At 58.5% G+C, this 26,314-nt stretch carries 24 protein-coding genes; 15 read left to right on the plus strand and 9 right to left on the minus strand.

The genetic code is table 11. The annotated features are described in order from the left end of the window. The first annotated feature begins 534 nt into the window (after window positions 1-534). Window positions 535-804, plus strand: coding sequence for a hypothetical protein (locus IEX75_RS18790; protein WP_188796632.1), 270 nt, complete (start codon window positions 535-537; stop codon window positions 802-804). Between the two features lie 100 nt (window positions 805-904). Here IEX75_RS18790 and IEX75_RS18795 read toward each other — a convergent pair whose 3' ends face one another. Next, entirely contained in the window at window positions 905-1,807 is a 903-nt protein-coding gene (locus tag IEX75_RS18795) for an AraC family transcriptional regulator (protein WP_188796636.1), read from the minus strand. 97 nt (window positions 1,808-1,904) lie between these two features. On the opposite strand from IEX75_RS18795, the gene IEX75_RS18800 reads away from it, so the two are divergent. Together IEX75_RS18800 and IEX75_RS18805 are read left to right on the plus strand one after the other, a co-directional pair. Continuing rightward, the gene (locus IEX75_RS18800) at window positions 1,905-2,642 is read left to right on the plus strand and encodes an SDR family oxidoreductase (protein WP_188796638.1); all 738 of its coding nucleotides are present in this window, start codon (window positions 1,905-1,907) and stop codon (window positions 2,640-2,642) included. Window positions 2,643-3,063: 421 nt separating this feature from the next. Continuing rightward, on the plus strand, window positions 3,064-3,666 hold the full coding sequence (locus IEX75_RS18805) for a hypothetical protein (RefSeq protein ID WP_188796640.1): 603 nt from the start codon (window positions 3,064-3,066) through the stop codon (window positions 3,664-3,666). 424 nt (window positions 3,667-4,090) lie between these two features. Here IEX75_RS18805 and IEX75_RS18810 read toward each other — a convergent pair whose 3' ends face one another. Continuing rightward, window positions 4,091-4,561 (minus strand): hypothetical protein, encoded by a 471-nt coding sequence (locus IEX75_RS18810; protein ID WP_188796641.1) that lies wholly within the window; start codon window positions 4,559-4,561, stop codon window positions 4,091-4,093. A gap of 844 nt (window positions 4,562-5,405) precedes the next feature. On the opposite strand from IEX75_RS18810, the gene IEX75_RS18815 reads away from it, so the two are divergent. The 4 genes from IEX75_RS18815 to IEX75_RS18830 all read left to right on the plus strand — a co-directional run bounded on the left by IEX75_RS18815 (window position 5,406) and on the right by IEX75_RS18830 (window position 10,011). Beyond that, window positions 5,406-6,464, plus strand: a complete 1,059-nt coding sequence (locus IEX75_RS18815; protein WP_188796644.1) for a hypothetical protein — start codon at window positions 5,406-5,408, stop codon at window positions 6,462-6,464. A 513-nt stretch (window positions 6,465-6,977) separates the two neighbouring features. After that, the gene (locus tag IEX75_RS18820; RefSeq protein ID WP_188796646.1) at window positions 6,978-8,240 is read left to right on the plus strand and encodes a sensor domain-containing diguanylate cyclase; all 1,263 of its coding nucleotides are present in this window, start codon (window positions 6,978-6,980) and stop codon (window positions 8,238-8,240) included. A gap of 50 nt (window positions 8,241-8,290) precedes the next feature. Continuing rightward, the gene (locus tag IEX75_RS18825) at window positions 8,291-8,839 is read left to right on the plus strand and encodes a DUF1190 domain-containing protein (RefSeq protein ID WP_188796648.1); all 549 of its coding nucleotides are present in this window, start codon (window positions 8,291-8,293) and stop codon (window positions 8,837-8,839) included. Window positions 8,840-8,850: 11 nt separating this feature from the next. Continuing rightward, window positions 8,851-10,011 (plus strand): glutathionylspermidine synthase family protein, encoded by a 1,161-nt coding sequence (locus IEX75_RS18830; protein ID WP_188796650.1) that lies wholly within the window; start codon window positions 8,851-8,853, stop codon window positions 10,009-10,011. Window positions 10,012-10,023: 12 nt separating this feature from the next. On the opposite strand, the gene IEX75_RS18835 is transcribed toward IEX75_RS18830, so the two are convergent. Beyond that, window positions 10,024-10,389: a cupin domain-containing protein gene (locus tag IEX75_RS18835; protein ID WP_188796652.1), complete on the minus strand. Its 366-nt coding sequence runs from the start codon at window positions 10,387-10,389 to the stop codon at window positions 10,024-10,026. 793 nt (window positions 10,390-11,182) lie between these two features. On the opposite strand from IEX75_RS18835, the gene IEX75_RS18840 reads away from it, so the two are divergent. The 3 genes from IEX75_RS18840 to IEX75_RS18850 all read left to right on the plus strand — a co-directional run bounded on the left by IEX75_RS18840 (window position 11,183) and on the right by IEX75_RS18850 (window position 15,576). Then, window positions 11,183-12,754 carry a tetratricopeptide repeat-containing sulfotransferase family protein gene (locus tag IEX75_RS18840; RefSeq protein ID WP_188796654.1) on the plus strand — a complete coding sequence of 524 codons (1,572 nt, stop codon included), beginning with the start codon at window positions 11,183-11,185 and terminating at the stop codon, window positions 12,752-12,754. 582 nt (window positions 12,755-13,336) lie between these two features. Continuing rightward, the gene (locus tag IEX75_RS18845) at window positions 13,337-15,067 is read left to right on the plus strand and encodes a thiamine pyrophosphate-dependent enzyme (protein WP_229720963.1); all 1,731 of its coding nucleotides are present in this window, start codon (window positions 13,337-13,339) and stop codon (window positions 15,065-15,067) included. 62 nt (window positions 15,068-15,129) lie between these two features. Next, window positions 15,130-15,576: an MEKHLA domain-containing protein gene (locus tag IEX75_RS18850; protein WP_188796658.1), complete on the plus strand. Its 447-nt coding sequence runs from the start codon at window positions 15,130-15,132 to the stop codon at window positions 15,574-15,576. Window positions 15,577-15,585: 9 nt separating this feature from the next. Here the strand turns inward: IEX75_RS18850 and IEX75_RS18855 are convergent, their stop codons facing one another. From IEX75_RS18855 to IEX75_RS18865, 3 genes are all read right to left on the minus strand, one after another. After that, the gene (locus tag IEX75_RS18855) at window positions 15,586-16,251 is read right to left on the minus strand and encodes a restriction endonuclease (RefSeq protein ID WP_229720964.1); all 666 of its coding nucleotides are present in this window, start codon (window positions 16,249-16,251) and stop codon (window positions 15,586-15,588) included. A gap of 286 nt (window positions 16,252-16,537) precedes the next feature. After that, window positions 16,538-17,050 (minus strand): GNAT family N-acetyltransferase, encoded by a 513-nt coding sequence (locus tag IEX75_RS18860; RefSeq protein WP_229720965.1) that lies wholly within the window; start codon window positions 17,048-17,050, stop codon window positions 16,538-16,540. A 30-nt stretch (window positions 17,051-17,080) separates the two neighbouring features. Continuing rightward, window positions 17,081-17,497: a hypothetical protein gene (locus IEX75_RS18865; RefSeq protein WP_188796660.1), complete on the minus strand. Its 417-nt coding sequence runs from the start codon at window positions 17,495-17,497 to the stop codon at window positions 17,081-17,083. Between the two features lie 186 nt (window positions 17,498-17,683). On the opposite strand from IEX75_RS18865, the gene IEX75_RS18870 reads away from it, so the two are divergent. Together IEX75_RS18870 and IEX75_RS18875 are read left to right on the plus strand one after the other, a co-directional pair. Further along, window positions 17,684-18,601: an SPFH domain-containing protein gene (locus IEX75_RS18870; RefSeq protein ID WP_188796662.1), complete on the plus strand. Its 918-nt coding sequence runs from the start codon at window positions 17,684-17,686 to the stop codon at window positions 18,599-18,601. Window positions 18,602-19,226: 625 nt separating this feature from the next. Then, window positions 19,227-20,840: a S53 family peptidase gene (locus tag IEX75_RS18875; RefSeq protein WP_188796664.1), complete on the plus strand. Its 1,614-nt coding sequence runs from the start codon at window positions 19,227-19,229 to the stop codon at window positions 20,838-20,840. Between the two features lie 182 nt (window positions 20,841-21,022). Here the strand turns inward: IEX75_RS18875 and IEX75_RS18880 are convergent, their stop codons facing one another. The 3 genes from IEX75_RS18880 to IEX75_RS18890 all read right to left on the minus strand — a co-directional run bounded on the left by IEX75_RS18880 (window position 21,023) and on the right by IEX75_RS18890 (window position 24,111). Next, the gene (locus tag IEX75_RS18880; protein WP_188796666.1) at window positions 21,023-22,849 is read right to left on the minus strand and encodes a tetratricopeptide repeat-containing diguanylate cyclase; all 1,827 of its coding nucleotides are present in this window, start codon (window positions 22,847-22,849) and stop codon (window positions 21,023-21,025) included. Further along, window positions 22,850-23,149, minus strand: a complete 300-nt coding sequence (locus IEX75_RS18885) for a hypothetical protein (RefSeq protein ID WP_188796668.1) — start codon at window positions 23,147-23,149, stop codon at window positions 22,850-22,852. 173 nt (window positions 23,150-23,322) lie between these two features. Next, window positions 23,323-24,111 (minus strand): SAM-dependent methyltransferase, encoded by a 789-nt coding sequence (locus IEX75_RS18890; RefSeq protein ID WP_268236496.1) that lies wholly within the window; start codon window positions 24,109-24,111, stop codon window positions 23,323-23,325. A gap of 90 nt (window positions 24,112-24,201) precedes the next feature. On the opposite strand from IEX75_RS18890, the gene IEX75_RS18895 reads away from it, so the two are divergent. From IEX75_RS18895 to IEX75_RS18905, 3 genes are all read left to right on the plus strand, one after another. Further along, window positions 24,202-24,834, plus strand: a complete 633-nt coding sequence (locus tag IEX75_RS18895; protein WP_188796670.1) for a GIY-YIG nuclease family protein — start codon at window positions 24,202-24,204, stop codon at window positions 24,832-24,834. Between the two features lie 141 nt (window positions 24,835-24,975). After that, window positions 24,976-25,722 carry a glutathione S-transferase family protein gene (locus IEX75_RS18900; RefSeq protein WP_188796672.1) on the plus strand — a complete coding sequence of 249 codons (747 nt, stop codon included), beginning with the start codon at window positions 24,976-24,978 and terminating at the stop codon, window positions 25,720-25,722. 240 nt (window positions 25,723-25,962) lie between these two features. Continuing rightward, window positions 25,963-26,280 (plus strand): hypothetical protein, encoded by a 318-nt coding sequence (locus IEX75_RS18905; protein ID WP_188796676.1) that lies wholly within the window; start codon window positions 25,963-25,965, stop codon window positions 26,278-26,280. The last annotated feature ends 34 nt before the right edge of the window (window positions 26,281-26,314 follow it).

Raw genomic sequence — 26,314 nt, forward strand, 5'->3', positions numbered from 1 at the left:
GCGGCAGTTTTATGAGCTTCAGCAAAATCTTCCCCGGACAGCAATGGGCGAAGGCCGGAATCCATGGCAAGCACGGAGCATGGATTCCTCGCTCCTCAAAGCCGAGCACATCCATGTGCTCTCCCCGCGTGCCGGCTTTCGCCGGAATGACGACTCGCTCTCAAACAGCATTGACGCGAACTTTGACGATTGCCGGAATGACGGAAAAAGGGGGGATGCATCAACACGCTTTCTCCATCTCAATAGGGACCGATGAAGTCCGTGTGTGCACGTACACAGAGTAAGAAGGTGCGGAGGCGAAAATGGGTTCGCCGCGGCCGTTTCCTGGATCGAAAATTATGTCGCGTTTATCTGGCCTATTCCCATAAAGGCTGCGCCACGCTGCCGAACGTCGTTTTCGCAACGACGTTTGTCAACGCTTCGTCAAACACGCACGTTCGAAGACATGCACATCGGTCAGGGATTTTTTGTTCGACTTTGAGTGTCTGTTCTTCAGCCAGACCACTGGCATGTTGATGCAAAGAGGATGTCTGTATGTCCGCGATCGAACTGCCCACGTCGAATACCGAATTTCATTCGTCGCCACTGGAAACTTTTGTGGCTTGTGCACATCAATTACTGGATCCCGCTACGCCAGAGTCGGTACGCAAGCGGGTGGAGCCCGCACTGGTGGCGCAATTGCCGGTACTGCGCGCATTGGGCATGTTCGACTTGTTCGAGGTGCGTGATCCCGCCATGCGAGCATGGCTTGGCAATGAGCTTTTGAAGCTCAAGACATGGGATTCCCGCATGGCGTCTGTGTGACGCTTATCGCGAAGAATAAGGAATCGCCGACCAGGTTGGGATGCCGATCCAAGCAGCACTCAACCGCAAAGAAGGGCAGCGGGAATGGCGCGCGAAAGCGCTATGCCACTTGCTCCTGTGCATAGCGCGTTGGTGACACGCCGACGTGGCGGGTGAACGCAACGCTGAATGTGCTGGCGGAGCTGTAACCGACACGTTCGGCAACTTCAGCGACGCCAACCTCCTTCCGTCGCAACAGGTTCTTCGCCAATGCCATGCGCCAGGTGAGCAGGTATTCCATGGGGGCGACGCCGACCGCGCGGTTGAATCGCTCGAAGAACGCAGAGCGGGAGAGCGCGGCTTCTTTCGCCAGCTGCACGACTGTCCAAGCGCGGGTCGGGCTTTCGTGCATCCGCCGGATCGCGACCGCGAGGCGTGTATCGGCAAGCCCGCGCAGCAGGCCCGGTGATGCCGATGTGCCCGCCGTGGATCGCAAGGCTTCGATAAAAAGTACTTCCAGCAGACGTGCCAGGATGACGTCACGTGCGGGCCGCTGCGCGCGCGATTCGTCCCCTACCAACTGCACGAGAGTAGCCAGCCGCTTCTCGCCGCGAACGTGCACAAGCTGCGGTAAAAGAGAAACCAGCAAGGCTGCGTCCGGCGAATCGAAGACGCAGTGGCCTACCAGCAATCGAATATCAGGTGGCACGTCTTGTGTGCCGAGTCTGAATTCGCCATTGGGCAGTGCGGTGGGTGGTGTATCGATGTCCGTCGATACCGGTGGCTCGAGGCTTGTCATCGTGAAGTTGTGCGCGGCGGGCACCAGGACAAAGTCAGTTGCCTCGAGGGTGAGTGGCTCATGTCCGTCGACCGAGAGGCAGCAGGATCCTTCGAGGATCGCGCAGTAATAGGGTTGCCCGAACTCGGTCCGGCGAATGCGCCAGCGGCTGGCGCCACTGACGACTTTCGAGTACCGGGCGCCCGGCTGGAGCAGCGTGACCACCTCGGCTAGCGGATCGGCCATTTTCGGACTCCTGCAAAAGAAAGCTGGACTCTTGATTGTAGTAAGTCCTGCCGCCTGGGCCTATCGTTTCGGCATGAAGCCCACCACAGGAACCCTCATGAAAACTGTTCTGATCACTGGATGCTCATCTGGATTCGGCCTTGAAATCGCCCGGTACTTCCTCGATCGCGACTGGAAGGTCATCGCCACGATGCGTACGCCGCGCGAAGACGTTCTGCCGCATTCCGAGCATCTGCGCGTGCTTGCTCTGGACGTTACCGATTCGGAAAGCATTCGCCAGGTGGTGGATGCGGCAGGGCCGATCGATGTGCTGGTCAACAATGCAGGTATTGGCATGCTGAACGCGCTTGAAGGTACGCCGATGACGATCGCACGCGAACTCTTCGAGACGAACACGCTCGGTACGATCGCCATGACGCAGGCAGTGCTGCCGCAGTTTCGGCAACGAAACGCCGGTGTGATCGTGAATGTCACGTCGAGTGTGACGTTGCGGTCGCTGCCGTTGCTTTCCGTGTATACCGCGAGCAAGGCGGCGGTGAATGCGTTTACCGAGTCGCTGGCGTTGGAATTGAAGGCCTTCCATGTGCGAGTGAACTTGGTGTTGCCAGGACGCGCGCCGGAGACGCGCTTTGGCGAAAACGCACGCTCGCGAATGCAGGCAGGCTTCCCCGAGCCCTATGCTGGCTTGGTGCAAAGCGTTTTCGCCGGATGGGAAACGGCAACGGCTGTCACGCGGTCGGTGGATGTCGCGGAAGCCGTGTGGCGTGCGGCGAATGATCCAGCGTGTCCGATTCGTGTGGTGGCTGGGGCTGATGCTTTGGCGTTGGTGGGCTGAATTTTTTTAAGAGGCGCAGCGACTTTTGCCGGCAAATTCAACGCTTCCGATTCGTCGCCCCGGCGAAAGCCGGGGTCCAGTGACTTTGACGCTCTTCAAGTCGCTAGGTCCCGGCTTTCGCCGGGACGACGAACTACCAAGCATAGCGGTGAGTGCGGGCGATATTTCCCCGGACAAAGCAGTGGGCCAGCGGTGACGTTTTTCAAAGTGGCCATGTCTGCTTACATCGAAGTGGCTATTTTTACAAGCCACTTATCGCTCTAGCTTCTATCCCGAACGTTTCCGCAAAAGCACATGGTGCTGATCAACAAGTCCTGGAACCAGGTGCGTTTGCTTGCCACTTGCTCCGCAACCGTCGGGCACGGGCACGCAAGGTTGAGTGACATGCGTCGAATCGCATTGGGCATAAAGGTGGCGTGCCATGACTGCAATGAAGAAATTTTTTATCCCATGGCTGGCAGGTTGCTTGGTGATAGCCGCTGGCCTGTTGCCTGACAGGGCACAGTCAGACACCAGCGCAGCTACAACGGCGATGACAGCGCATGACGGTCAGCATGATTTCGATTTTGAGTTCGGCACATGGAAGACGCATGTGTCGCTGCTGAAGCAGCCGTTGACGGGTTCAAAAAATTGGGTCGACTACGACGGCATTACCGTCGTGCATAAAGTATGGAATGGCCTGGCAAACCTGGTGGAGCTGGATATGAAGAATGCTTCCAGCCATCTACAGCTTGCGTCGTTCCGGCTCTACGACCCTGCCAGTCGCCAGTGGAATCTGTATGTAACCAATCGACGAAGCGGTACGTTTGGCGTTCCCAACGTGGGTGGCTTCACGAATGGACGCGGTGTGTTCTACGACAAGGAAACCTTGGACGGCAAACCCATCACGGTACGTTTTGTGATTACGCCGCGCAGTGCCGACGCCATCCATTTCGAGCAGGCATTTTCTGCCGATGACGGCAAGACCTGGGAAACAAACTGGATTGCCGACGATACCCGGATCAAAGACCACTCGAAGATCTGATCGGTAGCCGTATGGGTTGAGATGAAAACCCCAACATTGCGCGGTGTGCAGATGGCAATGTTGGGATTTGCAATGCAACCTGCCTGCTCAGGCAAGCATTGAGCCCAGCGCCGTCACACAGATAACCATGCATGCGACGAACAGGCTGTTGAGCATCATCGTTTCGAATTTCATGGCTGTTCTCCTTGGCGGATCGGTGGGCTTGCGTGGTAGGTACTGCATAGGCCATGCCAAGGTATGTGTTCTCAAAAACGGCCATTTTTAAGCTGTTTTTGCTTCACCCGAGAATGCATTCAAATGTCCGCGGACGGTTGCCCTGTGTGTCCGGACACTTGTTTGGACACACAGGGGCTGGCGAGCATATTTCGTGCCTGGACGCAGGTGCCCACAAGGTAGCGCCCTCAACTTGCGCGCCAGGAATGGATCAGTGTGTAACCACCGGTACGCTAGGTACCTTCGATAGCGTCCGCATCGCATCCAAGGTACGCACCAATTCGTGATAGCTGCGCGCAAGTTGTTCGTATAGCCCCGCATAGGCTTGCCGCGTGGCGTCGGCAACACCTTGATAAGCACTGCGCCCGATGGTGATGAAGTAATCCACACTTACTCGCCGTCGCTCAGCCAGGCCGGGGAACAGGCCGGCTACCAGCAGGCAACGATCGCCGACATCGCGGAGTGCATCGGTGCGTGCGCGGCCCACCAGTTCCAGCGCCTGCAGCCATTCCACACCTTGCGTATGCGACAGCAGTTGGTGGTCGGCTTGATATCGCAACAACACGAATACCAGGTAGCTCTCGCTCGACTCGTCGAGCCGCCGCCCGGTTTGTCCGTATGCCTCCTGCATCAGTGCTTGCCAGAGCTCTACTGGCGTGCCTTGCCGGAATGCTTCAAACATGTCGTCCTCCCCCCTGGTCGTACGACGCTTCCAGCGTAGCGCGCTGAATGCGTCATTGCTTGGCAGCCGGGTAGGGAGACTGCTAATGCGCAGCCTTGGTTGCCCATGCCGTTGCTTTATTTAACGGCCGAAAATAAGGGCTCTTTAGTGCGTGGGCCTGGTTATTCCAAACCTGATCCGGGAGTAACCAAGCTGAGAGGGTCACCAGGTATGAGCTTTAACATCGCCAACGCAGGCTTCGACGTCACCTACAAAAAACTGTGATCTGTTCTGCAGTCATTGCGGGCCGTATTGCTTATCTCTACGGGCCAGATTTCTGTGTTGTCTCAAGGCAAAAAAACATGTCTCGAAATTAGAGTTACTTGCCAATTTGGCGCAAGCTTTTGCGTAGGGCGCGTATCACGTTTCCTACACATATCGCTCTGCATCCTCCAAGAGCCAACCGAGCAAAGTCGAATTCCTGGCGAGGTTGCGAGGCTTGAACGTGATGTGGGAGACGCAATGCGAATGCGCCTTTAGGGTCTGAGGGGAAACCATTTCTGCACTGATTTTTGGCTGCGTTGATCGCAACGTGGCTGCTGGAGTTTGCTGTGTCCGAGAAATAGTTGAGCGCGAAAAACACGCGCCGCGGCAGGTAGGGGAACTACCGCCATGTACGTCTTCAGAGTGTAGGGATGATTTGGCGAAGCGACTGCGCTCTACGTCGATGAGTTTGTCATGGGGCCTCTTTGATCAAGAGGCTTGTTGTTGTGTTGCATGGATGCAGTCGCTGTTGTTGTACCGCGGCTCTCGGATGGTCCGGAGTCGAATTGATTGCCACTTTTGTTTCTGGGGAGAATCAAAAATGCAAGCAAAGTTCAAGTACGCGCTTTTGGCTGGTCTTATCAGTGCTGCCTGTGTTCCCGCGGCGTTTGCGGCGCAGCCTACGGATGTTCTGGGGCAGACGGATCAGCAAGTGGGCCCGATCGAAGCGGTCGCACGTCAAGCCTGGCGTGAAAACATGGGGCAGATCGCCACGCCGTCGGAAGGCTGCTTCGAAGCAAATTATCCAAGCATCATCTGGGAACAGGTGGCGTGCAAACAGTTGACGCCGCGCGTGCATACCCTGCCGGCCAAAGTGAAGCAACAGCATTTGCAGCCGGAAACCGCCGGCAATGGCAATGACTATGTGATGCAGGCGCCGGGTTCGGACCTGATCAGCAAGACCGTTGGCAGCTTCCCGACGGTAACGGGCGTGACCTCAGAGCAGGGCGTGGGCGTTCCAGCTTATGGCGATGGCGGCATTCTCGGTGCGAACGAATACTCGCTGCAGGTCAACTCGCAGTTCACCTCTACCACGTCGGCATGCAAGAGCCACTCCGGTTGCACCGTGTGGCAGCAGTTCGTGTACGCGCCGGATTATGAGACCCAGGGTGAAGCCGCCGGCTTCATGCAGTATTGGTTGATCGGCTACGGCGGCACCAGCTGCCCGAGTGGCTGGGGCAGCGATGGTGGCGGCGATTGCTATCGCAACAGCTCCTACGTCAGCCTGCCGGACGTGCCGGCTACGTCGCTCGCCAGCTTGAGCGTTACGGGCTCGGCGGCGTCGGGTGGCAATGACACGATCACGGTGACCTACTCGGGCAAGGCTTACAGCGCGAGCGGCAAGGACAGCGTGGTGTATCTGGCCAAGGTATGGCACCAGTCGGAGTTCAACGTGGTGGGCAACGCGGGCGGTTCGGAAGCCGACTTCAACAGCGGCTCGTCGATCACGGTGAGGGTGGCCGGCACCTATGGTTCCACCACGGCGCCGACTTGCGTTGCCAATGATGGCAGCACGGGCGAGAGCAACAACCTGAACCTGGGCAGCTGCAGTGCAGTGGGTGGTTCTTCGCCGTATATCCAGTTCACTGAGTCGAACTAAGCGGCAAGCGGTGCGTTCGAAAGCAAAGCCGAGGGGGAGACCCCTCGGCTTTTTTCGTCATCCTGCGAAGCCATGGTGAAATTTGGATCGATTCAACTACTGCAAGCTTTTTATCTGTTGCCTCGCAGGACAAAAGCACTGATTAATAGCGCGTAACGACAGGGGCAGGGGCTCGCAGATGCGAGGCGTTCAACACACTTCGCGCAAGCACGGCGTGACCTTCACGGCGAGCATGCCGGCTTCGCCGGTTGCTAAAGAAATGCCTCTCACTGCCGATTTTATGGCAGGTCTCGCGCAAGGGAGTTTCTGTTCATCCCGTGATGCTGGTACCTGCCATGGGCATCTTGGGTGGCAGGCACATGCCCGGGTTTCTCCAAGACGACATTGACGGCACGAGTCATGCATGGGATTTGACCCTGCAGTTTGGTGTTTTAGGGGATAAGGACGTCGCATAACCCATATAGCAGTACGGCCGATTACATATGAGGTTTCCCACCGGCGTGGGGCGAGTGAATGTCCTGGAGAGAATTTCCTGATCTGCTAGCGGTTGGATTGCTGATCTATGCGTTCGTGACGGTGTCGCGTCCCGCCGGCAATATGATGACGCGGCTTTGGCTGGCGGGCTGGATTTGCGTCGAGCTGCATTTCGCCGCTTATTCGTTCCTCGACCTGCCCGGATGGGGCGGCGTGCTTGCGGATATCGTCGGTACCTCCGCACTGGTGTGGTGCGCGGCATTGTTCTGCTGGTCCGTGGACGCGCGACTCCATCAAAGGGAAAGCCGCTTGCTGTTCTGGGCCATGTCGGCCGTCTATACGTTTTATCTGGCGTTGACGTCGCTATCGTCGGTGCCGCATGGCCTGATGGTGGTGGCTGCCAGCCTGTTCGCGCTGGTGCCGCTGGCTATCGTCGCGATGACACCGCATGCCGAACGGCCTGCGACCCGATGGATTACCGTGGGGCTCAATACCGCACTGGCGATCGCCTTGTTGCGCTGGCAGTTCTCCGCGCACGGCGCCGATCTGATGGGTGTGCTGCCGCTATTCGTCGTTTATTTCATCTGCTGCCTGCAATTTGTTTTTTCCAAGCAGCGTAGGACCGGTGGATTCGTGGTCACGGCGCTTGGCTTGCTGGCATGGTCGCTGGTGTTTCCCGTCGGCATGCTGTTTGACCTGTTCTGGCCGAAGGTCCAGGTGGGCGCCGAGGTGTGGAACCTGCCCAAGTATCTGGTGGCCGTGGGCATGATCCTGCTGCTGCTGGAGGGGCAGGTGAAGCGCAACCAGCATCTGGCGCAGCACGATGCCTTGACGGGCTTGCCGAACCGGCGCCTGTTCCAGGATCGCATCAGCGGCGCGATCGAGCGCGGGCGTCAGCGCCATGCGCGCATGGCCATGCTGGCCATCGATCTGGATGGCTTCAAGCAGGTGAACGATACCCTCGGGCATCACGTGGGCGATGCGGTTTTGCAGCAGGTGGCGCGCCTGTTCAACGGACGGTTGCGGCGCATCGACACGCTGGCGCGCACGGGTGGCGATGAATTCTCGGTCGTACTGGAAGGGCCGATTACACGCAAGGAGGCTACCGACGTTGCCTGTGCACTCCAGCAATTACTGGACACACCACTGTCAATCGAGGGCCATACCTTGCAGATTGGGGCAAGTATTGGCCTGGCGATATTTCCGGATGATGCGCAGACACCACACGGGTTGTGCATTCGCGCCGATGAGCGGATGTATATGGCCAAGCGCAACGGGGGCTGTGCGGTGCAGGCGGGCTGATGGCGTTTTGATTTACCATCGTCCCATCAAAATGCCTATCAGGGGATGGCATGAAACGATCCAGGACGGTGTCGCTGGTTGTCATGGGACTGACGCCGCTCGTCATCACAGCTTGTGATAACGGGCAAAAAAGCCAGCAGACCTTCACGTCATTGAGCAGTTGCACCGCCGCAGGTGTGCCGGAAGCCAGCTGCGAAGCGGCGTACGTCGAAGCCGTGGCGGATGCGACCGACGAAGGGCCTCGCTATGCAACGCGAGAACAGTGCGCGCAGGATTACAGCCTGGACACCTGTCGTGAAAGTGCTGCCGCATTGGGCACGGCCTGGGCCCCGGTGATGAGCGGATTCCTGATCGGCCGCATCATTCGCAGCAGCCAGACCACCTACTACCCAGCCGGCCCGGTGTTTCGCAAGCGCGACAATACGGATTATTCGCCGCACTACGGACACATTTATTCCGGTGGCGGCAGTGGTGGCGGATATACCGGCAGCGCAGGTGGATGGCGCTCCACCCCATCCAGTGAAGCCGTGGGCGAGGGCGACACCACCGGGCGCGGCGGCTTTGGTGGTGAGGGTGGCGAAGGTGGTCACGGCAGCTAAGGTGCAGGTGCGTGAAGCGTATTGCCATTGATCCACGCCCGGATTGGCGGACGACTGCCGAGCGATACGGCTTTCAGTTTCATTCCATCAACGGCGAAGCTTATTGGGACGAATCCGCGTATTACGCGTTCACGCTGCAGCAGATCGAGCGTGATATCGAGGCGCCTACCGGTGAGCTGCATCAGATGGCCATGGCGTTGGTAGAGGAGGTCGTCGCTAGTGATTCTTTGATGACCAAGCTTGCCATTCCCGCGCAGTATTGGGATTGGATCGCTGCATCCTGGCGCCAACGACAGTCACATCTGTATGGCCGCATGGATCTGGTCTACGACGGCCACGGCCCGGTCAAGCTCTACGAGCTCAACTACGACACGCCTACCTCCGTCTACGAAGCGGCATTCTTTCAGTGGATCTGGTTGGAAGAACAACAGCAACGCGGCAAGCTTGCACCGAACACGGATCAATACAATCAACTGCAGGAGTTGCTGATTCTGGCGTTTGCCACGATCGGCAAGTCGTTGCCGCGGCCGTTCTACTTCACGGCCGTACGCAGCAGCCTGGAAGACCAGGGCACCATTGAATACCTGCGCGATTGCGCCATGCAGGCCGGTGTCTATGGCGACATGATCGCCATCGAAGATATCGGGATAACGCGCCAGGGCCGGTTTACGGATTTGAACAACAAGATCATCGGCTCGCTGTTCAAGCTCTATCCGCTGGAACATCTCTTTGCCGACGCATATGGTTCCCATCTACCGGATTCCGGCCTGCAGCTGATCGAGCCACCCTGGAAGGCTGTGTTGAGCAACAAGGGCATCATGCCGCTGCTATGGCAACGCCATCCCGGCCACCCCAATCTGCTGCCGGCTTACTTCGACGAACAACCTGCTCAGCTCTTGCCGCGAGGATGGGTAAGAAAGCCGCTGTTTTCGCGCGAAGGGGCGAATGTCGAGATCACCTTGCCCAATGGCGAAGGTGTCAGCTCGCCGGGACGATACACGCGGTGCCCGGTGATTCGGCAGGCCTTCCATCCACTGCCGCGCTTCGAAGGTGGTTTTCCGTTGATCGGCAGCTGGGTGGTTGGCGATACACCGGCGGGGATGGGGATTCGTGAGGATGCAACGCTGATTACACGGGATACGTCGCGGTTTGTGCCGCATGTGATTGTGTGAGTGCCAAGTACATTACGAGAGCTGTTCGTCCAGGCTGCGCGTCTGCGGAGTGATCTCATCGCCGGTGTGCTTGGTCGACGCGGGTTCGATCAGCATGATCCAGCACTCTTCTTCCGCGACGGGATTGTGGCGAATGCCACGTGGCACGGTGAAGAAGTCACCTTCGCCCAGGTGGATGATTTGCTGTTCCAGCTCGATGCGCATCTGGCCTTTCACGACGTAGAACAGTTCATCCTCGTCATCGTGTGCGTGCCACACCAGATGGCCTTTCAGCTTCGCTACCTTGAGTAATTGATCGTTGACGCGGCCAATGACTTTGGGCGACCAGTAATCGGTGACGCGATCGAAAGCTTGTAGCAGGTTATGGGGTTGAAACATGGGGTTGCCTGCGGGAGATGGGGAATCCTTATCGTATGCCATCTGGAGAGTCGGGGTTCGTCGGTTGGGGTTTACACCCTGGCGTATCCTCGCGTTTTTTGCGGTTTGAGAAGGCGATACTGCGAAGGAAGCGAGTCGCGCGTGGAGGCGAACCATTGCCTGCGGCGCTTTCGATCGCCGTAGGCGACCGAGTCACTTTTCTTTGTTGGCCCAAAGAAAAGTAACCCAAAGAAATGGCCTAAAAGGCTCGCGGCATGGGAGGGGTAAAAGCCTGAACGTTCACATCTATACGGAAAGTTGGCCGCCCAAGGTTACACGTCCCCGCTATGTCGCGAGGCGCCGTGACGCTGAGGGCTTAAAGCAGACCTCGGCGTTTGGCGGGCTTGCTTTAAGTCCTCAGTGCTTTGGCGCCTCGCGGTATCGCAACGTGGTGGAAGCGGGCGAGTCAACCATCATCGCAGGGCCTTAAACGTTCAGGCTTGTAACCTGCGTAGTGCCATGAGTTCTTCAGGCCATTTCTTTGGGTTACTTTTCTTTGGGCCAGCAAAGAAAAGTGACTCGGGCCCTTTAGGGTCCGAAAGCGCCGCAGGCAATGGTCCACCTCCACGTGCGCGTCCGTTTCCTCAGCAAATCGTGGGGATATATCAGGGTGCAAACCCCAATATGGCGCGATGCCATACATGGCAATGTTGGGGTTTGCACCCCAACCTACGCAGCAGGCATGTACCGATCGCGGACAAGACCCGTTACATTGGCCGATAGCATTCCTCTTGATGCATCGCCCGAATCCACCATGACCGCCTTGCCCGACCTCCAGGCCCGCCTCATCCACGCCTTCAACCGCAACGAATGGCCACGCGTGCTGCAGCTTGCCGGGGAGCTACAGCCGCTGGCGCCACGGGACGCGATGGCGCCATTCATGGCGGGCGTGGCGTACATGCAACTGCAGCAACCGCAGAAATCGGTAGACCTATTGCAGGTCGCGACGACGCTCGAACCCAACCGCGCCGATTTCGCCGCGCAATATGCCAAAGCCCTGGCGCTTACCCGGCGGCTGCAGGAGGCACGACTGGTGGCGGATCGTGCGATGACATTGGGGCCGGGAGATCCGATGACGTTGGACACGCTGGGTGTGGTTTACAGCCAGGCGCATGCGCACGAACAGTCCGTATCGGCTTTTCGCCGGTTGGTGACGATGGTGCCCAACCATCCGCAGGCGCGCTTCAATCTTGCCTATGCGTTGACGGCGATGGGTGATGAAGCAGCGGCTGAGCAGGAACTGGAGCATTGTGTCCGCATCGATCCTGGCTACGGGATCGCACATCTCAATCTTGCGCAACTTCGCAGGCAGACGGCGGAGCGCAATCACGTCGAACGGCTGCGCGCGTTGTTGCCGCGTTATCCGAATCAGCCGGCTGCGCAGCTTTATCTGAATATGGCGCTGGCCAAGGAATTCGACGACCTCGGCGATTATGCGTCCGCCTTTGAGCACTACCGTCGTGGCAAATCCGTGGGGCGAGAGCGGCGTGTTCAATCGGTGCAGCGTGACGAGGCGATTTTTCAACGCTTGCAAGCAAGTTTTTCATCTGCGCCGGCAGGGCAGGGTGAAGCCGGGGATGGACCGATCTTCGTCATCGGCATGCCGCGCACCGGCACCACCTTGCTCGATCGCATCCTTTCCAGCCATCCGGATGTCTATTCAGCGGGCGAGCTGCAGGATTTCCCCGCAACGTTGCAGCGGCAATACGGCGGCAACGTACCATTGCTGCTTGATCCGTCATTGCCTGCACGTGCGCAACATATCGATTGGCGGCAGCTGGGCGCGGATTATCTGGCGGCCACGCGTCCGCATGCCGAGCACGCAAAACATTTCATCGACAAGCTGCCGCACAATTTTCTCTACGCCGGCTTTATCGCCAGTGCGTTGCCGGATGCGAAGATCATCTGCCTGCGCCGCCATCCGCTGGATACCTGCCTGGGCAACTTCCGGCATCTGTTCGAGCAGGAGACGTCCTACTACGACTACTCCTTCGATCTGCTCGATACAGGGCGCTATTACGTTGGCTTCGATCGCCTGATGGCGCACTGGCGTCGCGTGTTTCCGGGCAGGATTTTCGAGGTTCGCTACGAAGATCTGGTGGCGGAGCAGGAAGCGACCGTGCGGGAGTTGCTCGCATTCTGCGGGCTGCCTTGGGATGATGCGTGTCTGCAATCCGAGCGTAATGTGGCGCCGGTCAATACACCCAATGCGTGGCAGGTGCGGGCGCCGGTGTATCGCGATGCGGTTGGGCGTTGGAAGAGGTATGAGGCGCAGCTCGGCGAGTTGCGTAAGTTGCTGGAACAAGCTGGCGTTGCGATCGACTAGAGCGGCCGCTGTTCACGATATCTATGACTCTCCTTGTCGTCATTCCGGCGAAGGCCGGAATCCATCGCAAGTACGAAGCATGGATTCCTCGCTCCTCAAAGCCGAGCACATCCATGTGCTCTCCCCGCGTGCCGGCCTTCGCCGGAATGACGCCGTACTCTGAAACAGCATTGACGCGGACCTTAAGTTCACGGCGTTGGTCCAAATGCGTCCTCTGAAGGACACAATATCTTCGACATTCGCTTTTCATCGGCAGATTTGATGAAGCAATACCGTGAGCATTCCGTCAAAGCAAACCATTTGCGGAAAGTTATACGCAAAAACGGAAATCGCACACCTTTTGTGCGGCAGTTCCTACTTATCGTACTTAACCGGCCATAGCATCGATCACGAAATCCGCTTGACGAAGTAAGGAGCATGCGTCCCCGCAACGGCATGCAAGCGGCATGGCTTTTCGATTTGTTTGCGCAAACCGGATAACGGCAGGTTTGCCGCGCGTCATCGTCACCATCCTCGGGCTCCGTTTGATGCTCGAGCGGGCAGCTTTTTCTCATTGCCATGGACATGTCACAGGGGGTTCTCATGGTTGTCGTCGAACCACGCATCGGCTACGAGCATGTGCTCGATGCCATGGCGGAGTGGGGCATCAAGGTTTGCGCCGGTGTCACGGGTGGCGGGCTGGTCCATTTGTTGAAGCATATGGACCCTTACCTGCCGCATCGCGCGCGCAGCGGCCAGATGGAGTTCTTTACCGTCGGCGAATATGCGGCAGGCTTCGTCCCGCTGGGCCACTATCTTGCAACCGGCGAAATCGCTGCCGCAGCGGCCACCACGGGCGCGGCAAGCAAGCTTCTGTTGTGCGGCCTGAGCGACGCCAAGTTTCACAATATCCCGGCCGTCTATCTGATCGCCGCCACGCCATCGAGCATGGCGTATCAATCGCCTCTGCAAGACACCACTGAATCCGGCAGCAACATGATCGGCCAGCTGATGGCGGAGCTGCCGCAAGGCACGTTCGTGCTGGATGACATCGAGATGCTAGATGAGCAACTCGCGGCTGCGCGGGATCAGTTGAATCAGTCGAAACCCGTGGTGCTGGTCATGCCGCCCGATGCGTTGTCGGAGATGACGTCTCGCGCGCCGGGTGGCGGTTTGGCGTTCCATCGGCAGAATGCGGTGAGTCATGAAAGTTTGGACGCGTTTCTTCAGCGCCATCTTTCGCCGCGGCGAAAGGGCCGAATCGTGGTCATGGCCGGTGACGAGGCATCGCGCTGCCGGAATCTGCCTTACCTTACGTCACGGCTGTGCGAGGTGCTGAAGGCGCCGATCGTATGGAGCATCAATGGCGCAAACGCGATAGCCAGAGACAATCCTTACGCCTGCGGTTATCTGGGTTTTGGTGGGAACGACTGCGCCACGGAGCTTTGGGATGGCTTGAATGAGCATGACATGCTCATCACGATCGGCTTTTGCGGCGATGAATACACTGCCAATTTTTCTCCTGCCAAGGCCGGCCTGGTGTGGAACATCACGGGCAACGCGCACTTGTATGGGAGTTTGCATGGAAGTTTTCGACACCAGGTGACGGGGGAGTTCCAGCAGACGGCCGGCGACGTCGAGGCGATCCTGCGCGAGACGATTCTTTGGTGTCAGGCGCATCCTCAGGTTTGCAATGAGGACTTGCCGCTTTATACGAATCTCAACATGGGTATGCGTGGCGGCGTGCATGGTAGTGCCGTCGACATCGTGGCTTTCTATGAAAAGCTGGATGGTTTGTGGCAGCCGGACAGCGTAGGTTTCGACGATGTTTGCCTGGCCTACAAGGATCGCCAATATGTAACCCAGCGCCCTCACCCGCATGCGAGGATGTATTCCTTGTACCGCGGTTCCGCCATGGGTGGTGCCTACGGTCTTGGTTTGGGCGCAAAAATCGCCGCGCCGGACAAGCACGTTTTCGTGTTTTCCGGTGACGGTTGCTTTCGGCTCTACGGCGGTTGCCTGGTAGAAGCCCGGCAACTTGGCATCAGCTTGTTCGTGCTCGATAACGCCAACTACGGGATCGTGGAGCAGGGGCTTTCGAAAGTTCTGCCCGATACACCGGCGCGTCGATATCACGGTGAGTTGGAGCGCATCGATTTCGGGGCGATGGCACGCGCATGTGGATGGTCGAGCGTTCGGGTTTCGCCTGACTTGAGCAATCTTGCCGACATCATGCAGGAAGCCTATCGGCGCGATCGCCCTTCCATGCTTGTCGAGGTGCCTGTCGACAGCCGCCAGATCGTTGGCCCCAATCCGCGGTTGAAGAATTTATAAAGCGTGGCGCATGCTCCGTCCTTTGCTTGATTTCCCCAGCATCATTGCTTGCATGGACTCTTATGAATCTTCCCGGCGCAGCTTCGACGCTTTATCGCTTGCTTGCAGATAGTTATGCCCGCTGGCTTGGCCAGCCGCTGGTCGATCCCACCCTCACGGATGAGCAGGCGATTCGCTGGCTCTATGAGGAGGCGCCGTTCGGACTGCTGGCCCATGACACGCGTGCCGATCCCCGGTTCATCTACGGCAACGTTGCTGCGCAACGCTGCTTTGAATATTCCTGGGAGGAACTGATGGAGCTTCCGTCCCGATTGTCCGCGCCGCCGCAGCAAGTGGAAGACAGAAGACAGTTTCTGGAGCAGGTCAGCAAGCAAGGGTTTGCAACCGGCTATCGCGGATTGCGTATCAGCAAATCGGCGCGCACTTTTTGGATCAACGACGGGACTGTCTGGCAGTTGGTCGACCAGGCGGGTGTGTTGCGCGGGCAGGCGGCCTTGTTCAGGACGTAACGGTAAGGCTCAAGCGTGCTTGGGCTGCCGCGTTGCAGCCTGGCATTCCCGCACCATCGCCAGCAAAGCCTCGCCCGAAATCAGCTCGATCGGCTTGCCGTGCACGAAGCGTTGCGCATCATCGGTGTAATGGCCGATGGCGACGATTTTTACCGCGTCGGCGCGGTGATGCATGAGCAGGCCGTACATTTCGCGCACCACGCGTACGTCGACCAGCTTGGTGCGCCATTGCTTGCACTGCACGAGGATGGTCGCGCTGTCTTTGTGCAGGATCAGATCGATGCCGCCGTCTGCACCGCCAAGCCCGATTTCACGCACCTTGTAACCTTGTCGCCGAAAGGCTTCGCCGACCAGCATTTCGAATTCGCGCCAATCCATCGCACTCAAGCTGCGCAGGCCGGTTTGCGAGGCAAGCAGCCGGTGCCGGCGCCGGCTGTCGAGATAGGAAATCAGTGCGGCAAGCCAGCAGGCGATCAGCAGCAACCAGGCAGCGGGAGCGTAGGCACCATCGTCGAGCGAGCTGCCCAGCGCCTGGCCGGTGGGGCCGCCAAACGTGGTCATGCACCAGGCCAGTCCATAGCGCATGGCGACATAGCCCGCTGCGCCGAGGACGAGGCCGGCCTGCCAGGGCAGTTTGGAAACCATCTCGATGCCGCCGTCTTTGCGCCTTGACACCGCCCCCTCCCGAGCGTCTGCTTTTTCTTGAATGCTTCAGTGACTCGCAGGTGCGGTCTTGATTTCGTCAAGCAGGAAGTGCGCCAAGGGTGGAGCGTGGCCGGGTTGCTTAAAGAGTGCTCAGCCGGTTTTAGAGCGCGCGGTGATAGTGCGTGGAAGTGCTTGTTTTGCCTAAATCAGCGAGTTACCTGCGGATGTCCGCAATACCAGCTGCGGGGCGTTGACCCGCGGTGCTCCTGTGACTTCCTGCGTCACCTGACGCAATGGGTAGGGCGCAGTGTGTCGCCTAGACCAATGAGCGGCGATAACGGATTTCGTGCACGGTCACGCCCCAGATGTTCTCCGTGCGGGCCTGTCCGTCGGGAGCCCAGCCGTCTGCGCGATACAGGCTGCTAGCGCGTAGATTGCCGGCCAGCAGCCAGAGTGTGGCATGGCGGTATCCCTGTTCGACGAGGCGGTGCCGTGCAGCGGATAGCAATGCGGTGCCGAGGCCATGGCCCCACCAATCGGGATCCACGTAAAGTGCGCACAGCTCGCCGCATCCGGGCATATCCGCATCGCGTGCCGGTGACGTGGTGGCAAAGCCACGAATGGCGCCGTCTTCTTCCACGACCAAGGTCTTGGGGCGTTGCATGTCCTGGTTGGCGAAGTCGTAGCGTCGAGCGCGTTCTTCCGGATGCAGTTGGGTAAGGTAGTCGTCGGGCAGCAGATGGCGATAGCCCACTTGCCATGCGCGCACGTGCACGCGCGCTACGCTCAACGTATCTTCGGGTTGCGCCGGCCGGATCAGCATGCGCATCAGTCTCGCATGCTCCGGGTGGTGGCGTGATCAGGCGGCGAGTCGTTTCAGTGCAATGCCTAGCGCAATGCTATAGCTGGTGCACGCATCGCCGTTGACGACCACGGTGGCCAGTGGTCCGTGGTGCGAAGCGCTGCCGGCTTCCAGCGAATCCTCGCCGTCCTGCACCTCGACGTAAGGCATGTTCAGCGCATCGAGCGCATCGCCAAGGCCGGCTTCCGGATGCAACTGCGATTGCTGGGCAAGCATGCCGGGTGCGAGCACCATGAATTCCGTATGGTGTGGACGAGCGGTGCGTACCCGGGCGACGAACTCGCGCAAGCCCGTGCAGGTACACACTTCAACCGTCCGCCCCGCCGCCAATGCCAATTGCTTCAGCTGCCCCAATAGTTCGCGGCTTAGGGAGGACGCCTGAGCCTGGGGGCCTTGCACGATCATGATGGTCACGGTAACGCACCTGCATCGCATGTTTTGCGGATGGCGCATGGTCGCGCCTGCCCAGGTAAAAGCGCTATATGCGATGGCACCTGGCTGCGTAAATTCTTCGCAAAGCGGGCGGCGGCAGGGCCTGGTCACTCGTCAATGCAGCGGCATTGCGGCAAGATGCCGCCAATATCAGGAAGGGGATCGTTCATGCTCAGCTTGCCGCCCAAGGACCCTCGCGCGTTCTTCGCCCGCTTTCGCTTCGGCGGGCTGCTGGTCGTGCTTGTCGTCATCATTTTGCTGTTGAACAGTGTTTTCGTGGTGTCACCCAGTGAGGAAGTCGGCACGCGCTGGATGGGCGGTACGCCGATGACTTCCGCGCCCCTCACGACGGGCGTGCACTTCAAGGTGCCGTTCTTTGAAACGGTGGATCGCCTGCAAACGAGCCGTTCGGTTTATACCTTGAACGGATTGGACGTCTATACCAATGACAACCAGAAGGTCACCATCGACGTCAGCTTGATCTACCAGATACCGACCTCCGCGGTGATGAACCTGCTCTATCACGTCGGGCGGGCCGGATCGGTGGATATTGAAGCCACCATCCTGCCGGTAGTGCGTGATCGGGCATTGGCCGCATTCGCGCGCTACAACACGCTGACCATTTCCGACCAGCGCGCGCAGATCACGACGCAAATGCGCAAGGACATCAGTGAAGCCTTGCAGCGCCTGTTCGATGTCGAGGTGATCGATGTGCAACTGGTCGGCATTCACTACTCGCCGGTTTTCGATCAATCCATCGAGGAGGCCGTGCGCGCCAAGAATCTGGCGGTGCAGGCCGAAAACACGGTGGCGCAGAAACGCTACGAAGGCGAACAGAAAACCGTCACTGCCCAGGCCGAAGCAACCGCCGCGGTGGAGCGTGCCAACGGTGAGGCGCAGGCTACCGTGCTGCAGGCACAAGCCCAGGCAAAGGCCATCGAAACGGTGGGGCAGGCGCTGAAGAATGATCCGGAATACACCCGTTTCTACGGTCTGCAGCATTGGAACGGGATTCTTCCGCAGGTGGTGGGTGCGGGTTCCATTCCGATGATTGATTTGAGCAAGGGCCAGGACGCTGGCAAATAGTGCTGTGATCTAACAAGGTGACACACGCGCCGATGTGCGTTGAGGCACATTTCGGCGTGTGTGCATGTGTGAAGACGATGCTTGCAGAAAGCTTGCGGCGAAGATGTGCGTATGGTTTGCGATGATCATCGCGCTGTTGAAAAACCTCGCGCGAGGTCATTCCTTCACGATTCGAAAATGTTTCAAACAAACGCAAGGTGTGCGTGACTCAGGCACTGGCTGTCGTTGAGCTTGCTGCTGCAGCGTGATGCGTGACAGAGCTGTGAAGCCTGATCCTCCCAAACATGCGTGACCCCGAATCGTTTCGCGTGTACACACTGATGAACCCTGGTTAATTTGCAACGGCCAACCCGCGCGGCAGCAATTGACGCGCATCGATTTGCACACCTAATGTCTCGGCCGTTCGCCACAGGGAGTGAGCGAATGATTTCCGTAGCGGCACTGAAATGCCTGTGCGCCGCTTGAGTGTTCCGTCGGTACTGCTCGCATGGGGAGCGCAGGGAGGAGCAGCAGTTCACCGAGACTCGGGGAGTCGCGTGATTTTTTAATTGCGATTGCGATAAGTCATGGGGCCTTGCATGGCTCCATCGGGTTCGTTCGTCCTCAATTCTTGTGGGAGGTAAACATGGCAAGTCTTCGTATCAAGTCGCTGGTGGTTGCTTTGACTGTGGCGAGCGCCACGTCGGTATTTGCCGCTGCGCAGAGCAATGTGGATGCGATGGTGAGCGTCAAGCATGCAACGGTCTTGCATAAGGGAGATACGGTGGTTGGTCCACTGGCCTTCTCGCGGCCGATGCACATCGTGGTGTCGCTGAAGTTGCGCAACAAGGCGCAGTTGGATGCCTATCTGGCCAAGCCCGGCCACAAGCCGCTGACGCCGGAGCAGTTCAAGGCGCAATACGCGCCGACGGCAAGCCAGGCCAAGGCAGTGGCCGATTATTTGACCAAGGCCGGTTTCAGCAAGGTCACGATCGCGCCCAACCGTATGCTGGTGGAAGGCTATGGCCATGCCGATACCGCGCAGGCAGCTTTCAACACCACGTTCGTGCACGTGCATACGCACGATGGCCGTGATGCGTACGCCAACGCCAGCGACGTGAAGATTCCTGCCGCGTTGCAGGATACGGTGCTGGAAGTGTTGGGCACGCAGACCGTGCATATTGCGCACACCTTTGCGCATCGCGTGAATCCGCATGCCGTGCATACGGACGCCAACGGCTCGGCCGTGGCGCACAATCCCACGGACTACAACGCCATCTATGGTGCAAGCAGCCTTGCCGCGGCCACCTCGGTTTCCGTGGGCATCATCACCGAAGGCAGCATGACCAATGTGGAGAGCGATCTGCAGCAGTTCACCAGCAACAATGGTCTTGCGACCGTCAACGTGCAGGTGGTCGGCAGCGGCAGCAGCGATACCAGTGGTGATGGCGAATGGGATCTGGATTCGCAGGATATCGTCGGCATGACCGGTGGCGTGCAGCAGCTGGTGCTGTATGACGCGGCGTCGCTCAACGATTCGGACCTCACTACCGACTACAACGCCGTGGTCTCTGCCAACGCTGTGCCGGTGATCAACGTGTCTCTGGGCGAGTGCGAAACCAATGCACCGACGTCAACGGATGATCAGATTTTCGAGCAGGCGGAATCGCAAGGACAGACCTTCTCGGTATCGTCCGGCGACTCGGGTGCTGATGAGTGTGGCACTGGCGGCATCACACCGAGCTATCCGGCCAGCTCGCCGTATGTGGTCGCGGTGGGTGGCACCGAGCTCTACACCAACAACACTACGACCTGGGCGGATGAAACGGTCTGGAACAACCTCAGCGAAAACGAAGGTGCCACAGGCGGCAGCCCCAGCACGATCGAGTCGATTCCAAGCTGGCAGCAAGGTGTGGGACAGAATGGCAGCTCGCAGTTCCGCGGCGTGCCGGACATTGCGTTCAATGCCAGCCCGGATACCGGTTCGCAGGTGATCGTGGATGGGCAATCCCAGCAGATCGGCGGCACCAGCTTGGCGTCACCGCTGTTCGTTGGGTCGTGGGCGCTCATCATCCAGGCGAAGGGCAGCAATCCCGGCTTTGCCGCGCCGCTGATCTACCAGGATGCCGCGTCCAACTATTCGACCGACTTCCATGATGTGACGTCGGGTAACAACAACGGTGAAAGCGCAGCGGCAGGCTGGGATTACACCACCGGCTTCGGCAGCTTGATTGTCGGCAACGTGGCGTCTCACCTATGAGCGATTGATGTTGCGTGCAGCAAGTCCATGGAAGGTGCAAGAAAACGAACCGGCCTGTTGGCCGGTTCGTCCTGTCAGCCGATGGAATGTCAGAAGCAGTATTCCGCCCTGATCAAAGCACAACCTATGCTGCTGGATGTTGCTGCCGTCATGCGCTTGCGTGCTGGATGGGAAGCGACGCGTTATTCCGTGGAGTTGGCATAGGGGGATGTATCGGCATGCTTGCTGTTGCCGGTGCTCGGGGCAGTACGCGGTGCATGGTCGTCCATGCTGACGACTACGCGGTTGCGGCCGTCGTTCTTGGCACGATAGAGCGCACTATCCGCGGCGACCAGCAAGCGGCGCAGATCGTATCCGTAGTGCGCGGTGGCAGCGATGCCGAAACTTGCGGTCAGCGGAACATCCTCGCTGTCATCCACTTGCTGGATGGACAGGCGGATGCGTTCCGCCCGCTCCAGTGCCTGGATGACCGTGCATTCCGGCAGAAGAATGCCGAATTCCTCGCCGCCAAGGCGGCCGAATACATCGCAGGAATTCAAGTGGCATTGGCAAACCGCCACGGCGCGCTTCAGCACCGCGTCGCCCACGACGTGGCCGTGGGTGTCGTTGATGTCTTTGAAATGATCGAGGTCGATCAGGATCAGGCAGGCGCCGCGTAGGGACTTTGCCACATAGCGCAGTATCTGTTCGGCTTCTTCGACGAAGTGCTGGCGGTTGAAGATGCCGGTGAGGCCATCGCGGCGTGCCAGGCGCATGAAGCGTAGTTGTGAGCGCTTGAGGCGGTAGAGCCAGAAGGCGATGGAGGCGAGTACCGTAAGCAGCAAGGCGATGTAAAGGCGGCTGGTAACTACGGCCTTGCGGTCGAGTGCTTGCTGTAATTGCAGGATCTGATTTTGCTTGTTTAGCGTGCCAAGTTCGATCTTCTTGGCTTCGACTTCTTGCTTGACGATTTGGTAGGCGAGGGCTTTTTCCCGGATGTCATCTAGGTGTTCTTTATCGGCTGCTACATACTTTTCGTGATAAGCGAGTGCGTCGCGTAGATTGCCGTATTGCCTTTCAATCTGATACAGCAATTGGTAAGCAGTTATAAGGGGTTCTATGAGGTCGCTCTTGGAGGCAATGTCGACTGTGGTCATGGCATATTTTTGCGCCAGAGCAATATTGTCTTTTTTCCAATAGGTCTGCGCCAAAAGAACGTTGTATTCCGAGGTCAAGTCGGGATAGTCGAGACCTTTTACCTCTTGATAATTTACTTGCAGAAGTGAAAGTGCGTCATCCAGCTTGTTTTGCTGCATGGCAAGAATTGCCATGTCACGTCGAATCGTATCGGCGGCTAACTTTTCTTTGACTTCAAGGCAGCGATTTATGGCGTCCTGAAATACGTCATTGGATATATTTGTTTGCCCGCCACGAAGTTCGGCATGCAATTTGAGCATGCGACCGATGCAACCATATCTTCCAGTCGGAAATTCAGTAACTATCTGATTGGCGTAGCCGGTGGCAAGGTCATATTGACCGGCTTCGACCAATAGCTGCGACGCCTCGCCCAAAAGAGGGAAACGCGCCTGTTTGTCGGTGACCTGGGGGAGGTTATCTAGAGCGCGATCCAGATACTCGAAGGCTTCTTCGTAGTGGTGACCGACACCAAGGACATTTATCAGCGTGGCAGTTGCACGCGTTCTTAGACTGCTATCAGGTGCTTGCTTCGCAACAGCTTCCAGTAATAGCTTGGCTTTCTCGTCTTGGCCGCTATAGGTAGCCTGCCAGCCCTCCATAAAGCGCAACTGCCATTTCTGCGGTTCTGATAATTCACTTGTGCGGCTTTCGAGCTCCTGAAGCAGCTTCAAAAAATTTGCGTAGTCTGAGGTTTTTATGTTTTCTGCGCGCGTCAGAAGTTGTGAAACATCACTAGGTGCAGGTGCGGCAGCTATGGCCACACCTGCAAACACGATAAGCAGCAGGAAGATTCCTGTGCAGTGTTTCCGGCGGTTGTTGCCGGCCCAGTGCATTTAAGACCGAGAGGCAAATCGAACGCGTGGCAAACAGCGTGCGTCTTTGAGTTGCCCTTTCTCGCCGGGCTCCTCTTCGCCTTCTTCTTCCTCTTCTTCCTCACCTGGAATTACAAAGCAGACAGGTTCCTTCTGCTGCAGAAGCACCTGCAACTGCGCAACATCCTTATTCAAGATGGCTGAGCGGAACGGACCTTCGATATCAGCTTCTGCCAGAGCCAGTTCCAACTTGCCTTCGGTAACGTCGTCCCATTGGGCTGCGTTACCTACTTTTTCCAAGAATTGAATGACATTCGACATCTAATTACCCCTGTATTGCTTGCTGTAGTTCCCCCTTATCGGCCACCGTACTCGGTCCTGGGCACGACAGGGGCCTCATCATATCGCGCGCCGAGCAAACGCGCCGTCGATGCCGAAACTAACGTACTGTCGTACGTGTATTTGCCTCGATTTATATGTCGGAAAGACTGCGATCAGACCAACGCTGCCAGACGGCTGCGGATCTCGTCGTCGGCCTCCAGCGGGCGGGCCGGCGGAATGGCCAGAGTATCGGCCATGCCTACTTCTGCGAGCGGCAGCCTTTCAAGCGCGAGGCACTCGATACGCGGGGATTGGAAGGGCAAGGTAGCAGCGCGATAGACAACCACCTCGTGATCCAAGGGGTAATGCCGGGCGAGCACATCGACCAGAACTTGCCGATGGGCCTCGCCGGTAGAGAAACGCTTGAGTGTTCGATCGCCGGCGATACCGATCTGCCACAGGATCAACCACGCACTTGGATCGATACAACGACGATAAAGCATGAACTGGCTGGCTTCGTAGTGCTGGCAGCCGCGTGCGCCGGGGTCGATGCCGAGGTCGGCGTACAGGCAATCCTCGGAGGAGATGCCGGGTTCCATATGGGCGGAGAAGCCTTCGCTGCGCGCAGTCTCGATGGCCTTGTGCGGGACCCAGGCGAACACGCCGGGGTGACCATAGAACACACCGCAGACGCGCTTGCCGGCACGCACCTCGGTCAGCATGGCCTCCACCATCTGGCGGTAAGTCTTCATCCGCGACTTGCCTTCCTGGTAATACGGCTGCAGGCTGCGCACGTCCTTGTTCATGTCTTGCAGCCACAGCTCGATGATGCCGTCTGACACCAGGACGAAGGCTACATCCGCTTGTTCGATGTAGCTGCGCGTGCGTGCGCTCAGGTGGGAGCCCAGCGTCATGCCTATGCCCACGCAGGCCAGGCTGCCCTTGGCAGGTGTGTTGTTCAAAACGGTATTTCCCCTACTGCTTTGCGTAGCAGTATTGCGTGGCGAGGGGCGATCGTCGAGCGCCCGTCATCTCTCAGGACAGGAGCCGGCTTGAGCGAGCGCGAAACACTGGGTGATTGGGGTTTGCCTGATCCTGCACGACGCGGGCGAACGTTCGTTTACGTGCTGCCTTCCCTGGGCGAGGACCTGACCAAAGTAGGCTTCACGCAAGATCCGGTTCAGCGGTTCCGCAGCTTTCATCCCCGCTTCTTTGCGCTGTTCGATCTGCAGAAGGGGCTGCTGGTCGAGACCGGGCGACTGCGGGATGCGCGGCGGCTGGAGCGGCTGTTGATTGAGCGATGGCCGGAACATCGCGCCGCAGCCCCCTTGCTGATCGCGGAGGCGGCTGGCGGGCATACCGAGTGGTTTCGAGGTATCGGCGAGGAAGTGGATGCTTTGGTGCGGCGGATGGTAGACCGGTATGACTACGTCTTGCATGCGCCGTTGAGCGGCTGGTTGCATGCGCGCTTTTCGGAGCGGGCGGACCAACTCTATGAGTGGTCGCAGCGTCTGCTGGAGATGATCGAGTGGCAGGACGCGAACGTATCGGCGCAAGCGCGCGATACGCGTTATGCCAGGGCGCTGATCGACAACCTCGATGCTTGCCGTGCGGTTGGCATGGCGTTGGATGAGTTGCTTCCCGCCAAGGTGCTGGCCTGGTATGCATCCGCTTGCGGTATGTAGGTTGGGGTGCAAACCCCAACATCGCCATGCCTGTCGTCGCGCCATGTTGGGGTTTGCACCCCAACCTGCGAACTGCTGACAGTAGGTTGTCAGCAGCAAGGGGCCACGCTATGCGCTCCTTCCTGCGTGGACCTCAAGGACATGACCACACCGAGCATCACTTTGTACGCAACCCGCCCTGGCTTCGGCATGCCGGAAACCAGCCCTTTCGTGATTAAAACCGAAGTGCAGTTGAAGATGGCGGGTCTGGATTATGTGAGGAACTCCACCACACCTCCGCAGGCGCCCAAGGGCAAGGTGCCTTACATGGTGGACGATGGCGAAGTGGTCTGCGACTCCACTTTCATCCGCGCGCATATCGAACGCAAATATGGCGTAGACCTGGACGAGGGCCTGGATACGCGCCAGCGTGCCGAATCCTGGGCGATAGAGCGGATGCTGGAGGATCACCTCTACTTCGCCATGGTGTGGTTCCGCTGGATCGTTCCGGAGAACTTCGCCAAGGGCCCGGCGAATTTCGCCAATGGCGCACCGGAGGAAGAGCGTGAACAACTGCGTCGCGACATGCAGGCGCGCAAGGATGGCGACATGCGAAGCCATGGCATCGGCCGTCATTCGGCCGGTGAAATTGCTGCGCTGGGTGTGCGATCGATCGATGCGATCGCCGCGCTACTGGGTGACAAGCCTTACATCATGGGGGACAGGTTGACGGCCGTGGATGCGACGGCATTTGGCGTGCTTGCCTCCATTCTTACCCCGTTCTTCGATACGCCGCTGAGGGATGCGGTGGCAGGCAGGCCCCATTTGGTGGCGTATGTGAACAAGCTGATGCGGCAGTATTACCCGGAGCATGCGTGGGAGCCGCTGCGGCACGTGGAGGTGGCATAACGCGATTGCCAGGGACGACTCCCTGCCTTATTGCAGTCTGGTTGGCACCGGTCCCTTCCCCCGCAAGCAGGGGAGGGGATTTTTTCGTTGTCTCGACATGAAACCCCATAGCCTACGTAACAGCGGCTGACCATGGCGGTTAGTCCCTGTGAACAAGCTCATTCACATACGGCGCGCCTACACAGAATTGATCGACCACTCCCTAGGCTGTAGCCGTCTCCCAGAACCGAGGAGTCGCCCATGGAAGTTAGTTTCAATAACTGGGGCGAGGCTGTCGCGTTCCTCTCCGAGCGCACTGATATTGCGCTGGAAGGATTGATGGCACTCAGCGCGCAACAAATGGTGGACCAGCAGGTGATCGCTGCGCTGCTGGCGTCCCACTCCCACTTGAAAGCCGCCGCGGATGCGTGGCGGCAGATGGCTTCGGCGACGTTGCCGATCACTCACGTGCGCAGCCTGCAGAACGACCAGCCTGAGTCGGTGCGCGAAGCCTATTCCGAACGCATGGCCTATTGGGAGGAGATCTTCCGCCGGGCTATTCCACAGGAGAGCGAGTGAATAAGAAATAGGGCAAAACCGAGGCAATGAGCGT

It is taken from the genome of Dyella nitratireducens, assembly GCF_014642835.1.
Taxonomy (GTDB): Bacteria; Pseudomonadota; Gammaproteobacteria; order Xanthomonadales; family Rhodanobacteraceae; genus Dyella_B; species Dyella_B nitratireducens.